Here is a 15,667-nt window from a genome sequence, read left to right on the forward strand (position 1 = left end):
ACGCCCATGATGATATCAGCCAATATCGTGGGGCACCTGATGAAGAAAGTGGAAGTGGCGGGGTATGGCCATTTACTGCAAAATTCTACAGATTATACATCGGTGGGATCCTTGTCCACCACAGCCATGATACCCGCCGAAATGTTTTTTCGGATAATTGAACATGTCAATGCACACTATCCGGATGGACAAATGGCCTACGATATTGAGTACAAGCACTTTTCACTTGGACAAATTAACATGCTGGGGGCACTGGGTCAGCTAGTGCAGGTAAGTCCTACGCTGGAGGATGTGTCGGAAGCTTTCTACAAATATTACGGAAAGCTAAATGGCATTTTTAGTCCGGCCGTTGAACGAAGGGGTGAGTATGTTGCTTCCAAAATTACAACTAGTAATCCTACCCTCTGGAAGCTACGTCCCTTTCAGGTAACTATCGAAATGTTCCTTTACGGAATGATGAGGATAGTGAAAGAATGGTTCGATGCTGAAATAGCCGAGCCTGTTTCGCTTACCCTTCCTTACGAGTTACCAGGGCCTGAGCGGTCGGTAATGAGGAGGACAGTGGGTATTGAGCCGTTGATGGGGGACGGTTGTTATTTGGTGTTTAAAGCGGATGTTTTCTTGCGACCCCTGCCGTTCGCCAACCCGCAGCTATGGGAGCATTTGAAACAATACCTTGAGCAGAGCGCACAGCAAGACAAAGAATTGTTCAAGACTCAGCTTGAGGCCTATTTAAAGACCAAGATTAAAAACACCCCCGACTTAAAAGCGGCAGCCAACCATTTCTCGTTGAGTGAGAGGAGCTTGCAAAGGAAGCTGCAAAGTGAAAAAACAGCCTTCCAGCGGGTGATTGACGAAGTGAGAAAAGATTTGGCGTGCCAACTGCTCCGCAACGACCGACTGAGCTTAAAAGAAATTGCTTTTGAATGTGGGTTCTCTGATCCCAACTCTTTCTTTAAAGCATTTAAAAAATGGACTGATAAAACGCCGGATCAGTGGCGAAATACAGGCTAAAACCAATTCTACGGCATCGCCAGTAGAGTAAGGTTTTTACATACTACCAAAAGAGGTGTCAAGGCATTTCAATCACCTGTTTCCCACATTTGCAGCCTTGCCGAAATAATGAACTCACGCTTCGTGTATTGTAGAGATGTACCATTCTTTTTTAATAAAAAAAGACATTGATATTATGTAAAATTTTAGAAAAAACTTTAGCTTTAGATAGCTGCCTTTGATTTTTTCTAATTTCCGACATTAACCGAAAGGACTATGAAGTTGATTTTGGTGATAGAAGACGATCTGGGCGTTCGTGAAAACACAGTCGACATTTTGGAGCTGGAAGGCTATCAGGTGATTGCTGCAGTCAATGGAAAAGAAGGAGTGGCATTAGCGGAGCAAAATATCCCTGACTTGATTCTCTGCGATGTTTCGATGCCTTATTTGGATGGGTTTGGCGTTTTTATGCAGTTGGCCAAGAACTTGAAAACAGCTGGCATTCCTTTCATTTTTGTTACCGGCCAGGCACATTCTTCAGATCAAATGAACGGAATTCAACTTGGTGCAGATGATTATATCATCAAGCCATACGATGTCGATGTCCTCCTTGCAACTATCAAGTCCAGGATTGAGAAGCATGAGAAGAACAAGGAAGAAATGGGCAGAGAACTTTCCGCCTATGTTCATGAGCTGGAAACGTTGCTTTACATGACCTCCCACAGAGTGCGTTCACCTATGGCCCGCTGCCTTGGACTCATTGGCTTATTGGAAAACGAATATGTGAATGGCAACCTGAATGATGAAATGAAAGCCACTCTTACCTACTTGAAAGAGAGCGTACGGTCTCTTGACGAGTTTACCAGGGATCTCACTCAATTTATGAGTGAATCTCACGGCACCAGAAGCACAAAGCTAGAAGCATACAGGAACTTGTTTGATCAAAAACATGAGGAGTTGGAGTAAGCAAAGCGCAGGGAGAGTTTGTCTTATTTTATCTGGGCCGGCATTGAAAAAGGCTAGTGTTCTCAAATAAATTGCGGGCAAAATATGCCGAGAACCGAATTGTAAAGAAATTGTAAAAGGTCTGTAAAAAAACTGGCTTCGTGTAACTCTTTGATGGATGTGGAGTAAGTTAGTAAGACCTAACACGCCTCGCTATGATTCGGAACTACCTCCTCATTGCATTTCGTAACCTGCTCAAGCAAAAACTTTTTAGTTTCATTAACATTTTCAGCCTCGCTATTGGCTTAGCGGCGTCCATCGTTATCTACCTGTTTATTCAGGATGAAACCAGCTTCGATCAATTCCATTCGCTAAAGGAAAACATTTACCGGCTCGATGAGATTCAGAGCTTTCCTGGTACCAACACTCAAAAAGTAGCCTTGTCTATGCCGGGCATGGGGCCGTTCATGCAGCAGGATTTCCCTCAGGTGAAGCGGTACGCACGGTTCATGGGAAACGACAATATGCTACTTGAGGTGGGTGAAAGGAAGATCAAAGTTAAAATGGGAGCCAATGTGGATAGCACTTTTCTCCGGATGTTTGACTTTGGCGTAGTTGAGGGTGATAGGGAAAATGCGTTGAACGACCCACTCACCATGGTAGTGACAGAGGGGTTAGCCTTGAAGCTTTTTGAGAGAAAAGACGTGATGGGGGAGGTGGTGACGTGGGGCGATAAGTCATACAAGATTACCGGGATAATGAAGGATGTGCCCGAAAACTCACATTTGCAATTCGAGGTGCTTGTTTCCATGGCGACCATTGTCAGAGACAATCCGGGTCTTAATACCGCCTGGGGCAGCAACTGGATGGTGACCTACCTTGAACTGCACCCGGGTACAAACGTGGACGAAATGTCTGCCGGGTTCAACGATTTTCTACTTAAGCATGGTGGTGAGGATATTCTGGACTACTACAAATTATTTTTGCAGCCATTGACAGATGTGCATTTGGGGTCGATAGATATTGAGCACGACTACCACAATTACCGAAAATTCAATGGCGAGTACATTGGCACCTTTGAGCTCGTGGGAATCTTCATTCTGCTTATCGCCGGGGTGAACTTCACCAATCTGGTTACCGCCAGAGCCTCTTATCGCTTCAAGGAAGTTGGTATTCGCAAGTCAATTGGAGCCAAAAAAGGTCAGCTCTTTTCTCAGTTCCTTATTGAGTCAACCATTTTGGCTTTCCTGGCGTTGATCCTGGCGCTGTTCCTGGATCTCCTCCTTATTCCCTTTTTGAATACACTGATTGGAAGGGAGCTGAGCTTGCTTTCCTACCTTGGGCAACCCTCATTTTGGGGCGGGCTTTTCTTCATTACTTTGATGTTGGGGTTGATTGGTGGGATTTATCCGGCACTTTTTATGGCCTCATTTAAGACCGTCAGCATCATTAAAGGAGCAAATGTAAAGAGTGGTAAGTCGTGGCTGGGAAACTCGCTGATAGTAGTGCAGTTTGGTCTGGCATTGGCGATGATCGTAAGCACTTTCGTGGTGTTGCAGCAGCTCAGCTTCATGCAAAACAAAGACATTGGCTTCGATAAGGATCACATTGTGCAGGTAAGCCTGAATGGGGATGCTAACAAGAAGTTTGACCTGATCAAAAGCGACTTGCTCAACCAAACCGACATTCTTGGCGTAACAGCCTCCGGTCAGCGGCTGGGCAACAATTTCCACCAGTGGGGCTTTAAGTACAAGTCGGATTCAGGAGTAATGGACATTACGCCCTCCAATGTGAACGTAGATTATGATTTCCTTGAGGTATTTGGTATAAAACTGAAAGAAGGGAGAGGTTTCTCGAAGGAATATGCGCAAGACAATGGCATGTCGTTCATTATCAATGAGTCGCTGGCCAAAGACCTGAATTTGTCAGAACCGATAGGAGCAAAGGCGGGCCATGGGTGGTTTCACAACGACTCGCTGGGAACAATTATAGGGGTGACTGAAGATTTTAACTTTAATTCGCTGCACTATGCCGTCAACACGCTATCGATGGTGGTGCACCCTGAATGGGGTTATCAGGAAATGTCAGTGAAAATCAATGGACAAAACATTGAGGCGGCCCTTAAAGAACTCGACGAGGTGTGGACGAAACATGTTGGCAGGTTTCCACTGGAGTACACCTTTCTGGATGCTCATTTTGAGGAGCTCTACCGGTCAGACAAACAAATGAGTGCCGTGGTGACTATCATGGGCGTGTTGGCCATCCTTATCGCCTGTATGGGGCTATTTGGTTTGGCTGCCATCACTACCGAGAGAAGGATCAAGGAGATAGGGATCAGGAAAGTGCTGGGCGCTTCGGTGATCAATATCATGTTTGGCTTGAGCAAAAGCTTTGTGTTACTCATTTTGATAGCCTTTGTGATTATGTCACCGCTTGCATGGCTTTTCCTTGGTAAGTGGCTGGACAACTTTGCTTATCACATCGACATTAACCCAGTGGTTTTCGTAGCATCGATGGTCATTGCTGTCGCCATTGCCCTGGCGACGATCAGCTACCATACACTCAAATCCGCCAAAGCCAATCCGGTAGATGCGCTGAGGTATGAGTAAGGGTGTGGGTTGGAGGCACTGAGGCTTGTTGTACCGTCACTCCTGCGCAGGCAGGAGTCTCGAAGAATAATGCAGATTCTTAGGCTGGTACTTTTTGCTTTTCTCTGTCATAGATCAGCACTTTAGTACGTTCAATGTTTTCCGCCAGTATTTTATTCTTGATCGGCTGATCGGTGAGCATGTCAACTCGTCTGCCAAAAAAAAGCTCAGCATCTTCTAAAAAATCAAGCAGCAGGCTGCCCTTTACTACCGGGTCAGCTTCATTTATTTCTACAAGCAGGTCAATATCACTCCTTTCGGCGTCGAATTTGTTGCTCACCGATGACCCAAAAGCGTACAGCTTGCTCACATGGTTTTTTGAGCAGACTTTACTGAACTCCTTCTCTCTGCGAGATATGTAGTCAACGACGAACATATATTAAAGGTAGTGAAGTGATTCGAATAATCCATTTTTGGTTGAGCGGCCACCTACATGTGGGAGATTGAAATGATCAAATTCCTGAGAAAAGAAAAGGGCCTCTCACAATAGGACACCTGGATGCTCAGTATGGTGGTGGTAGATTTGAAGATCACCGAGCTGGTAGGTGGCATGTGGGCGTGCATGCCATGCTGCCTAAGGAGGTTTTTGTAGACTAACTTACCAATCAAGGCGGTGGACTCACAGCCGTCCAGCCGCCGTCCACTATCACAGTTTGCCCCGTGATTTGACCGGAGTGGGGCGACAGAAAGAACAGAACAGCGTTAGCGATATCCGCAACTGTAGCAGCTCTGCCGGTAGGAGTGATGGCATTCCAGGCACCCATATAATCGTCTTCCAGAGCCATGGTGCGCTCAGTGATAGTGGCGCCAGGAGATACAGCATTCACGGTTATTTGATGCGAGCCCAGTTCTGCACCCAGGGTTTTGGCCATAAATTGGATCGCTGCTTTTGATACACCGTAAGCGGCAAGATCCGGATGGTATTGGTGGCCGGTAACAGAAGACATCATAACAACCCGGCCTTCAGATTTTTGCTTGATAAACTGCAAAGCGGCCTGTTGAGTGAGGAAGAAAGTGCCTTGCAGGTTCACAGCGCAAATGCGCTGAAAGTTCTCCACTTTATATTCCAGAAACTTGCCGAAGGTGGTGATGCCAGCATTGGCAATGGCCATGTCCAGTTTGCCGTAGGTGTCAACGGCTTTGCCAATCAATCCTTGTATGGTTTCCAGTGTGCTGGAATCACCCGCAAACGGCACACATTTGCCCCCTTCTTTGGTAATAGCGTCTGCGGCCTGCTTTGCCACCTTTTCATCAATATCGTTGAGCACCACGCTGGCGCCTCTTTGGGTAAGCTGTCTGGCTATTTCGAAGCCGATGCCGATACCGGCACCGGTGATGATGGCTATTTTGTCCTTGAATAATTGATCCATTTCAAAAGGGTGTTTATAGACGAAATTTTATCACAAACGAAATGTCATACTGAGCTTGTCGAAGTATAGCTTATTGAAAACACATTTTTTACGGCTTTAAAACTGTCTTCGACAGGCTCAGACTGACATTCTTCTTTACAACCCTCCAGGCATGAAGGCGGGCTTTCTGATCCCTCCCTTTAGGGCCGGGGTAAAGGATCAGAGAGGATCGTGTCTAATGCGAATCCCGCTTCACCTCTTTGCCCGACTTGCCTCGCAGGAAGTCGAGGTCAGTGCCCAGGTGAGACTGCTCCACGTGGTCGATGTAAAGCTTCACATAGCCACGGTCGTAACCCAGGTCAGGCGCTTTCCACTTCTTCTTCCTTTCAGCCAACACCGCATCCGACACATGCAGTTGCAGTTTTCTTTTTGGCACATCCAACTCAATCAGATCACCATTTTCTACCAGCGCCAAATTGCCACCCGCAGCTGCTTCAGGTGACACGTGCAGAATCACCGTGCCAAAGGCAGTGCCGCTCATGCGTCCGTCGGAAATACGAATCATGTCGGTTACGCCCTTATCAAGCAATTTTTTAGGCATGCCCATATTGCCCACCTCGGGCATACCAGGGTAACCTTTAGGGCCTACGTTCTTCAAAACCAGAATGCAGGTTTCATCTACCTCCAAAGCTGGGTCATCAATTTTTGCTTTGAAATCCTCGATGTCTTCAAATACTACAGCTTTTCCTTTGTGCACCATCAACGCTGGCGTTGCGGCGTTGGGCTTGATAATGGCGCCATTTTCAGCCAGGTTGCCTTTTACCACCGCTATGCCAGAGTCCTTTTTAAAAGGTTTGGCAACAGAGGCAATCACCTTATCATTGAAATTTTCCGACCGGGCTACATTTTCGCCCATTGTCTTTCCGGTTACGGTGAGCGCATCCTTGTTGATCAAAGGAAGAAGCTCCTTGATGACAGCGGGCAAGCCTCCGGCATAGAAGAACTCTTCCATCATGAACTGACCGGAAGGTTGCAGGTTGGCTAGCAGAGGAATTTTGGATGAGAATTTATCGAAGTCTTCGAGGTCGAGCTTGATGCCAGCACGGCCAGCAATGGCTAGCAGGTGAATCACAAAGTTGGTAGAACCCCCCACAGCAGCATTTAGCATGATGCTGTTTTCAAATGCTTCCCTTGTCAGGATTTTAGACACAACCAGGTCTTCTTTCACCATTTCCACAATCCGGCGGCCGCTCATTTGAGCCAATACTTTTCTTCTGGAGTCGGCAGCAGGAATAGCGGCGTTCTCTGGCAGGGTAAGCCCAAGCGACTCCACCATACAGGCCATGGTAGAGGCAGTGCCCATCACGGCACAATGGCCCTGGCTGCGGCACATGCAGGCTTCGGCTGTCATGAACTCATCCTGGCTCATCTCACCCCGGCGGTTAGCTTCGCTGAAGCGCCAAATGTCAGTGGTGCCTATATCTCTGCCCCGGTACTTGCCGTTAAGCATAGGTCCACCTGAAACGAAAATGGTGGGCAGGTCAACACTGGTAGCTCCCATCAGGATAGAAGGTGTTGTTTTGTCGCAGCCACCCAACAGCACCACGCCGTCGATGGGGTTAGCCCTGATGCTCTCCTCAGCATCCATGCTGGCCAGGTTACGGTAGAGCATGGCAGTGGGTTTGATCAGTGTTTCGCCGAGCGACATCACCGGAAACTCCAGCGGAAAGCCACCAGCTTCCCAAACCCCCTTTTTTACCGATTCGGCCAACTCTCTGAAGTGTCCATTGCACGGAGTCAACTCCGACCAGGTGTTGCATATGCCTATCACCGGCTTTCCTTCAAACTCATCGTGCGGAGTACCCTGATTTTTCATCCAGGCCCTGTAGATGAACCCGTCTTTCCCCTTTTTGCCAAACCAGTTCTGGCTGCGTAATTTTTTCATGTAAGTAAGTAATTGTAGGTGTTTTTTCTTCTTCTATATAATGACTTCCTTTTTGGGCTTTTCAATATTCTTCTCTAGTTCCGCCTGTAGTCGGGCAGGTTTTGTGTTCCCAACTTCCGTCTCCCGACTTCGGTCTTCTGTCTCCTATCTCCTGACTTAGGTCTCCCGTCTTCTAACTTCATTCTCCTATCTTCTGACTTCCGTCTCCCGTCTCCTGCCTTCGGTCTTCCGTCTCCTGACTTCCGTCTTCGGTCTCCTTCCTTCCTCCTCAATACGTCGCTCTTCCTCCGCTAATATCAAAAACAAACCCAGTGTTGAAGCTTGCCTCTTTCGAGACGATCCAGCAGGAGAGGGCCGCCACCTCTTCGATGGTTCCCATCCGCTTCATGGGTATTTTGTCGGTCATGTACTTCAACATTGCCGGGTCGGTGTTTTCATTAAACTCCGTAGCAATTACAGCTGGCGCAATACCGTTTACAGTGATGCCTGATTCCGCATATTCTTTTCCCGCCCCTTTCACTAGTCCAATCAGCCCTGATTTGCTTGCCGCATAGCCCATCATGCCCGGGTTGCCTTCTTTGCCACCAATGGAGGTCACATGAAGGATTCTGCCATAGCCTGCCTTTAGCATGGGAGCGATAGCATGCTTGGTAAGCAAAAATGCACCTCGCAGGTTGATAGCAATCACCTTGTCGAATACATCAGTGGTGTAGTCGCCGATTTTCACGTTGGTTTCCCCCACAATACCGGCACAGTTGACCATCACATCCAACCGACCATTTGCAGCTACCACTTTTTGGACAAGGGCCTGTATTTCTTTTTCTGAGGTTACATCCACTATTTCTCCGGATACCTTCAATCCATTGCCGGTAAGTTCCTTTACAGTGGCATCCAATTCTTTCTGAAGTACATCCAGAATCACAACCGTTGCACCTTCTGAGGCCAATCTTTTGGCTACTCCTTTACCAATCCCTCTGGCTCCGCCAGCGACAATGGCTACCTGATTTTCAAATCTTTCCATGTAATATTAAACTTAAGGTTTTCCTCGCTATATGCATAACCACTTTGCACAGATAGCTTGAAAAGCATAAAAAAAACCCGAAACATTGTGCTTCGGGTTCTGAATACTTCGGGTTGCGAAGCTTTTTACTTTAAATCACTGAAATCAAAATCTTCCAGGAATTTCGTGGTGAACTTGCCTGACTTGAATTTAGGGTCGTCCATCAGTTTGATATGGAATGGAATGGTGGTTTTAATTCCCTCAATCACAAACTCCGACAAAGCCCTTTTCATTCTCGTAATCGCTTCTTCACGGCTTTGGGCCGACACAATGAGCTTGGCAATCATGGAGTCGTAGTTAGGTGGAATGGTATAGCCTGCATACACGTGACTGTCCACTCTCACACCGTGCCCGCCTGGTAGGTGAAGGTTTGTTATTTTACCCGGGCTTGGACGGAATCCGTTTCCTGGGTCTTCAGCGTTGATTCTGCACTCCATTGAGTGAAGTTTTGGGAAGTAGTTCTTGCCGGAAATAGGCACCCCCGCAGCGACTTGAATTTGCTCTTTGATCAGGTCAAAATCTGTTACCTCCTCGGTGATTGGGTGCTCCACCTGAATCCTGGTATTCATTTCCATGAAGTAGAAATCTCCATGCTTGTCCACAAGAAATTCAATGGTACCTGCTCCTTCATACCCTATGGCTTCGGCACCAGCAATGGCCGCAGCACCCATTTTCTCTCTCAGCTCCTGAGAAACTATAGGAGAGGGGGTTTCCTCTACCAGCTTTTGGTGACGACGTTGTATTGAGCAATCTCTCTCCGAAAGGTGGCAGGCCCTGCCTTTACTATCTCCAACAATTTGAATTTCTATATGGCGTGGCTCTTCAACAAACTTTTCGAGATAGAGGCCATCGTTCCCAAAGGCTGCGGCAGATTCCATTCTGGCATCATCCCAGGCTTTTTGAAATTCTGACTCTTGTTTCACCAGGCGCATACCCCGGCCACCACCGCCGGCAGTAGCCTTCAATAGCACCGGATAGCCTACTTCGGCGGCCAATTTTTTGCCCTGTGCCACCGAGTCTAACAGACCCTCAGATCCGGGGATAATAGGCACACCAGCCTTTTTCATGGTATCTTTGGCAGTAGCTTTGTCTCCCATTGAGTTGATCATCTCGGGACTGGCACCAATGAATTTGATGCCATATTCCTGACAAATGCGTGAAAATTCAGCGTTTTCAGAAAGGAAACCATAGCCGGGGTGAATGGCATCGGCATTGGTGATTTCAGCCGCTGAAATCAGATTGGGCATTTTCAGGTACGACTTGGCACTTGGCGGAGGGCCTATGCAAACTGCCTCGTCAGCAAATCTAACGTGAAGGCTGTCTTTGTCGGCTGTGGAATAAACGGCCACCGTTTTAATACCCATCTCCCTACAGGTTCTTATGATCCTCAGGGCGATTTCTCCTCTATTGGCTATTAATATCTTTTTGAACACAATGATTTGGGTTTATCCTGACAAATAAATATGACTTCAATATTCCTCAAATGCTGGCCTTACGACGGGTCAACTAGGAATAATGGCTGATCATATTCTACCGGACTAGCGTTGTCTACCAATACCTTCACGATGGTTCCGGAAACTTCAGATTCGATTTCATTAAAGAGCTTCATGGCTTCAATAATACAAACTGGTTGCCCTGACTTCACTTTGTCCCCAACCTTTACAAATACGTCAGTTTCAGGATTAGCGGAGCGGTAGAATGTACCGATCATAGGAGACTTGATAGTAAGGTATTTGCTTTCGTCATTACCAGATTTTGGTGCAGGTGCTGCCGGAGCTGCAGCAGCAGGTGCGGGTGCCGGAGCTACAGGAGCAGGTGCTGCTGGCATATGCTCCACCATGCGGGGTGCGTCGCTATTGCGCTTTACTTTGATCTTGAACTCTTCTGTTTCGATATTGACTTCCTCAAGTCCGCTTTTGGAGATAAAATCGATCAGATCCTGAATTTCTTTCGCTTTCATAGGTTCGTTTTTATTGGGCCTCGACTGCTTTTCTGCCATGGCTAATAGATTTTGTTGGGTTAACCAATAACTAAATTAGTGGAATATTTTCGAAATTCCTGCCGTACATGGAATAGCTGCTATTTCACTCTTTCGTAGTATTCGCCTGTCCTTGTATCGATTCTTATTCGTTCGTCCTGATTGATAAATAGCGGCACTTTTATGTTGGCACCGGTTTCTATCGTAGCTGGTTTCAGCGTGTTAGTGGCCGTGTCTCCTTTAAGACCGGGCTCTGTGTAAACGACCGTCACTTCTACGTGTGCGGGTAACTCGCAAGACAGCGGTGTTTCGGTTTCGGCATGCACCAGAATGTCGACACCCTGCCCATCCATCAGGAATTGCGGGGCACTGATCATCTCTTCCTGAAGAATTACCTGCTCAAAAGTAGAGCTGTCCATGAAGTTGTACCCCAGGTCATCTTTATAAAGAAACTGATGAGGTCGGTTCTCCACTCTTGCAGTTGTAATTTTCACGCCCGAGTTGAAGGTGTTGTCAATCACTCTGCCGGTTTTGATGTTTTTGAGCTTGGTGCGGACAAAGGCAGGGCCCTTACCTGGTTTCACATGTTGAAACTCGGTAATGACATGAAGTTCGCCGTTATACTCAATACACAGACCGTTTTTAAAGTCAGCTGTAGTTGCCATAAAATATTGTCAATATTGATGTTGAAGCTATTATTTAGAATCGTAGGACCATTTAACATAAACTGATCCCCAGGTAAACCCACCACCAAAAGCGGCTAGCACCAGATTGTCCCCTTTTTTCAATTGTTTTTCGTAATCCCACAGGCACAGTGGAATGGTGCCGCTTGTGGTGTTGCCGTATTTTTGAATATTGAGCATCACCTTCTCTTCGCCAACGCCCATTCGCTTGGCGGTGGCATCTATTATACGTTTATTGGCCTGGTGAGGTACCAGCCAATCTACATTTTCCGAGGTAAGGCCATTTCTTTCCATGATTTCTGCGGCTACTTCAGCCATATTGGTCACGGCAAATTTGTAAACAGTAGCGCCCTCCTGATATACGTAGTGTTCGCCTGCAAGCACCGTTTCTGCCGAGGCTGGTTTGCGGCTTCCGCCAGCTTTCATGTGCAAAAATGGTTCTCCTGAGCCGTCTGAGTGAAGAACAGCGTCTATGATGCCTGTGCCATCAGTTGTTGGCTCAAGCATCACCGCTCCACCGCCATCGCCAAAAATAATGCAGGTGGTTCTGTCAGAGTAGTCGATAATAGACGACATTTTGTCGGCCCCAATCACGATTACTTTTTTGTATTTTCCTGTTTCGATAAACTGCGACCCGGTCGTGAGGGCGAAAAGGAAGCCTGAACAGGCAGCCTGAATATCGTAGCTGAACGCATTTTTTATTCCCACCGCATTGCAAATGATATTGGCCGTGGCGGGAAATAACATGTCAGGAGTGGTAGTGGCGCAGATCACCAGGTCTACTTCCGAAGGGGCGGTGTTGGTCTTTTTTAGCAAGCCCTTCACAGCCTCAATGCCTATTACAGAAGTTCCCCGATCTTCGCCTTTCAGGATGTGTCTTTCTTTGATGCCGGTTCTGGAGGTGATCCACTCGTCTGTGGTTTCTACTATGGTTTCCAGCTCTTTATTGGTCAATATATAATCTGGAACATATCCTTGAATCCCCGTTATTCCTGCCCGGACTTTGGTCATATTAGTAGTTGTTTAATCTCCGAAGGCGACCTTTATTTTTTGGTAAAAATTGGTTTCCGCCATTCGGTATGCAAGTAAAATCATGTTTTTAATTGCCTCAGGGCTGGAGGCATCGTGGCCAACGACCACATTCCCATTAACTCCCAATATAGGACTTCCTCCAACGGCTTCGTAATTAAACCTTGTGAAAAAGTCATCGAGAAAATTACGTTTCTTCAGGAGGTCATAAAAAGACTCAATCATTTTGGACACCACATTGCCAGTAAAACCATCGCAAACTATCACGTCAGCCTTATTGTTAAAGAGGTCACTGCCGTCAATATTTCCAATAAAGTTGACTTTGGAGCTGCTGCTGTATAGCTGGTAGGCCGCCTGGGTAAATAGTGTCCCCCTTCCTTCCTCTTTACCAAGGTTCATCAGCGCTACTCTGGGGTTTTCGATGCCCATCATGTGCGTAGCATAAATTGAGCCCAGCTCACCGAATTGGAGGAGCACGTCTTGCCGAACGTCGGTATTGGCTCCTATGTCAAGTAGCAGCGCATAGCCACCGTCTTCTTTTGGGACAAACCCAGCCAGGCCTGGTCGAATCACCCCTTCAATAGGCTTGACCGAAAAAAGGGCTCCCATTTGCATGGCTCCGCTGTTACCGGCCCCGCAAAATGCCCGTATTTCCTTATTTTTCAGTAAATGAAACCCCTCTGCAATGCTTGAATGCTGCTTTTGAGCCAGGGCTTTGGTAGGATGCTCATCGATGCCAATCACCTCAGGAGCGTGGTGAAGCTCAAATAGTTGATGGGAGATTTGAAGTTTTTCGCATGACGTCTGAATAACGCTTTTATCGCCCAGAAGAACCAATGAATCGGCTTCAGTAAAGGACTTCAGGGCTTGGGCTGCTCCAATGACAACATGATCAGGGGCAAGATTGCCTCCCATTGCGTCAACAGCTATTTTCATGCACGATGTGTTGGTTTGGAACCAAAAGAGGGGTTAGCTTATGCTAACACCTCTTTTTCCATGATCACTTTGCCTTTGTAGTAAAGCTTGCCTTCAAGCCAGAAAGCTCTGTGTGGCAGGTGAAATTCACCTGTGGTAGGGCATACCACGTAGCTTTTGGCTTCAGCTTTATAGTGAGTCCTTCTCTTATCACGTCTGGAGGTCGAATGTCTTCGTTTTGGATGTGCCATTTTTACTTCGTATTAACAATTAATTGTTTCTAAATTTTTTCAGCGCCTCCCAGCGTGGATCGACGTTTTCTTCTGTGTCGTCGCCTTGCTCCTGTTCGGCAGAGGTTTGATAGATCAACGACCCTTCAACCTCAAAGTCTTCGTCCTCTTCAGTGACCAATTCCGGATGAAGCTTTTTCATCGGAACATCTACCGAAATGAACTCATATATATATTGGGCGACATTTAAATGCTGTGTTTCTCTTGGAATCACCACAACGTCATCGTCCAATTCAGCAAACTCGTCTCCAAACTTGATGATCAACTGCTGCCTAATCTCCAACTCATAGTCGAACGAGCGTAGGCTTCTGTCGCATGTAAGCTCGACCGAACCTTCAACCTCGAATGACAAAGTCATCATTGTCTCCGATTTCAAAAGCTCAACGTGAGCACTTCCCTTGCCTTTTTCAATCAATGACCCTTCGAATGCCTCAAACAATTGATTGTCAAAGCTGAAGTCAAATGAATGCTGGTCAAGAGAAAGCCCCTGAATCTCTATTTCAAACGGTTTTAAGGGACTTTTTGCCATCTCAAACTCACTCTGTATTCAATAAAGACCGCAAAGATATGAATAAAGCCGTAATTAATAAAACGACGTTCACGAATTAAATAGAAAATATCTCGCACTTACTTAGAACGGTTTCTGACACCTGTTTAGTTTTTGCTGAGGCCTATTTAAAAGCGGTAAGGTTATCAAGTGATCAAAAATCAATCTTCCGTTTCTTCACCATCGTTCACCCTCCGCTGCTTCACAATGTCTGCGGCCATGAAGATAGCTTCTCGCATAGATGTTTCTGAGGCTTCATTTTTCCCCACAAGACTGTAGGCGGTGCCATGGTCAGGAGAAGTGCGAACAGCAGGTAGACCTGCCGTGTAGTTAACGCCGGTTTCAAAGCAGAGGGTCTTAAACGGGATCAACGCCTGGTCGTGGTACATGGCCAGCACGCCGTCATATTTTGCATGCATCAGGGTACCGAAAAACCCATCTGAGGGGAACGGGCCAAAGACAAGATTGCCCTTGTCTTTCCATTCTTTAAGCACTGGCGAAATCACATCTCTTTCTTCGTTACCCAGTAAGCCATTTTCTCCGGCATGGGGGTTGAGCCCAAGCACGGCTATCCTGGGTTTTTTGATGCCAAAGTCATTTTTAAGTGTACTGTCAAGTACAGAAAGCTTCTTCAGGATGAGTTCTTTCCCTAGTGCTGAAACCACTGCTTTCAATGGGATGTGGCCGGTGACAAGACCAATTTTCATTTTATCGCCAGCCATCAACATCAGGTGATCCTTTACGCCGAAAGTCTCAGCCAGGTATTCGGTGTGTCCCGGAAATTTAAACTCTTCACTTTGGATATTATTCTTAGAAATAGGTGCTGTCACAACTGCGTCAATCTTTCCGTCCTTCAAATCGGCCACTGCCGCCTTTAGCGAAAGAAACGCATACTTGCCTCCTGTCTCATTTTCTTCCCCCATTTTGATCTCCACAGTTTCCTCCCACAGGTTGTAAACATTTACTTTTCTATGAAAGAGCTGGCCCAGATCCTTAATTTGGTGGTAGTTGAAGTCGCTCAGGTCGAGCGCCTTTCTGTAATAGGACACAACTTTGGAAGAACCATAAATGACGGGCGTCATAAACTTCAATATCCTGCTGTCTTCAAGGGCCTTTATGATGACTTCAGGACCAATCCCATTAATATCTCCAAGGGTGATGCCAACAACAGGTTTATTTTTCTTTGACTTATCCATCCGATTTATCCTACAAAATTTCAGTTATTTGGCCTGCGTTTGGGTTTTTCATTCAGGGATTGAGTAATGTGTAACCTTTCCACACAGGA

At 46.6% G+C, this 15,667-nt stretch carries 15 protein-coding genes; 3 read left to right on the top strand and 12 right to left on the bottom strand.

Annotated features, from left to right (window positions below):
- The first annotated feature begins 6 nt into the window (after positions 1-6).
- The 3 genes from GC130_RS10860 (at position 7) to GC130_RS10870 (ending at position 4,547) form a co-directional block, all read left to right on the top strand.
- The gene (locus GC130_RS10860) at positions 7-1,014 is read left to right on the top strand and encodes an AraC family transcriptional regulator (RefSeq protein WP_151998326.1); all 1,008 of its coding nucleotides are present in this window, start codon (positions 7-9) and stop codon (positions 1,012-1,014) included.
- A 255-nt stretch (positions 1,015-1,269) separates the two neighbouring features.
- Positions 1,270-1,959 (top strand): response regulator, encoded by a 690-nt coding sequence (locus GC130_RS10865; RefSeq protein WP_151998327.1) that lies wholly within the window; start codon positions 1,270-1,272, stop codon positions 1,957-1,959.
- A gap of 194 nt (positions 1,960-2,153) precedes the next feature.
- Positions 2,154-4,547: an ABC transporter permease gene (locus GC130_RS10870; RefSeq protein ID WP_151998328.1), complete on the top strand. Its 2,394-nt coding sequence runs from the start codon at positions 2,154-2,156 to the stop codon at positions 4,545-4,547.
- Between the two features lie 79 nt (positions 4,548-4,626).
- Here GC130_RS10870 and GC130_RS10875 read toward each other — a convergent pair whose 3' ends face one another.
- The 12 genes from GC130_RS10875 to pdxA all read right to left on the bottom strand — a co-directional run bounded on the left by GC130_RS10875 (position 4,627) and on the right by pdxA (position 15,578).
- The gene (locus tag GC130_RS10875) at positions 4,627-4,962 is read right to left on the bottom strand and encodes a nucleotidyltransferase family protein (RefSeq protein WP_151998329.1); all 336 of its coding nucleotides are present in this window, start codon (positions 4,960-4,962) and stop codon (positions 4,627-4,629) included.
- A gap of 229 nt (positions 4,963-5,191) precedes the next feature.
- Positions 5,192-5,956, bottom strand: a complete 765-nt coding sequence (locus tag GC130_RS10880; RefSeq protein ID WP_151998330.1) for an SDR family NAD(P)-dependent oxidoreductase — start codon at positions 5,954-5,956, stop codon at positions 5,192-5,194.
- A gap of 214 nt (positions 5,957-6,170) precedes the next feature.
- Positions 6,171-7,880, bottom strand: coding sequence for an IlvD/Edd family dehydratase (locus GC130_RS10885; protein ID WP_151998331.1), 1,710 nt, complete (start codon positions 7,878-7,880; stop codon positions 6,171-6,173).
- Positions 7,881-8,148: 268 nt separating this feature from the next.
- Entirely contained in the window at positions 8,149-8,901 is a 753-nt protein-coding gene (locus GC130_RS10890; RefSeq protein WP_151998332.1) for an SDR family NAD(P)-dependent oxidoreductase, read from the bottom strand.
- Positions 8,902-9,026: 125 nt separating this feature from the next.
- Positions 9,027-10,373: an acetyl-CoA carboxylase biotin carboxylase subunit gene (gene accC / locus GC130_RS10895; RefSeq protein WP_151998333.1), complete on the bottom strand. Its 1,347-nt coding sequence runs from the start codon at positions 10,371-10,373 to the stop codon at positions 9,027-9,029.
- A gap of 59 nt (positions 10,374-10,432) precedes the next feature.
- Positions 10,433-10,900 (bottom strand): acetyl-CoA carboxylase biotin carboxyl carrier protein, encoded by a 468-nt coding sequence (gene accB, locus GC130_RS10900; protein WP_151998334.1) that lies wholly within the window; start codon positions 10,898-10,900, stop codon positions 10,433-10,435.
- Positions 10,901-11,019: 119 nt separating this feature from the next.
- Positions 11,020-11,583: an elongation factor P gene (efp, locus tag GC130_RS10905; RefSeq protein WP_151998335.1), complete on the bottom strand. Its 564-nt coding sequence runs from the start codon at positions 11,581-11,583 to the stop codon at positions 11,020-11,022.
- A 30-nt stretch (positions 11,584-11,613) separates the two neighbouring features.
- Positions 11,614-12,612, bottom strand: coding sequence for a beta-ketoacyl-ACP synthase III (locus GC130_RS10910; protein WP_151998336.1), 999 nt, complete (start codon positions 12,610-12,612; stop codon positions 11,614-11,616).
- A 12-nt stretch (positions 12,613-12,624) separates the two neighbouring features.
- Positions 12,625-13,566, bottom strand: coding sequence for a phosphate acyltransferase (locus tag GC130_RS10915; protein ID WP_151998337.1), 942 nt, complete (start codon positions 13,564-13,566; stop codon positions 12,625-12,627).
- A 38-nt stretch (positions 13,567-13,604) separates the two neighbouring features.
- The gene (gene rpmF / locus GC130_RS10920; RefSeq protein WP_151998338.1) at positions 13,605-13,796 is read right to left on the bottom strand and encodes a 50S ribosomal protein L32; all 192 of its coding nucleotides are present in this window, start codon (positions 13,794-13,796) and stop codon (positions 13,605-13,607) included.
- Positions 13,797-13,815: 19 nt separating this feature from the next.
- Positions 13,816-14,364, bottom strand: coding sequence for a DUF177 domain-containing protein (locus tag GC130_RS10925; RefSeq protein ID WP_151998339.1), 549 nt, complete (start codon positions 14,362-14,364; stop codon positions 13,816-13,818).
- A 179-nt stretch (positions 14,365-14,543) separates the two neighbouring features.
- Complete coding sequence (pdxA, locus tag GC130_RS10930) at positions 14,544-15,578, bottom strand: 4-hydroxythreonine-4-phosphate dehydrogenase PdxA (protein WP_151998340.1); 1,035 nt, start codon at positions 15,576-15,578, stop codon at positions 14,544-14,546.
- Positions 15,579-15,667: the final 89 nt, after the last annotated feature.

The organism is Imperialibacter sp. EC-SDR9 (genome assembly GCF_902498805.1).
Taxonomy (GTDB): Bacteria; Bacteroidota; Bacteroidia; order Cytophagales; family Cyclobacteriaceae; genus Imperialibacter.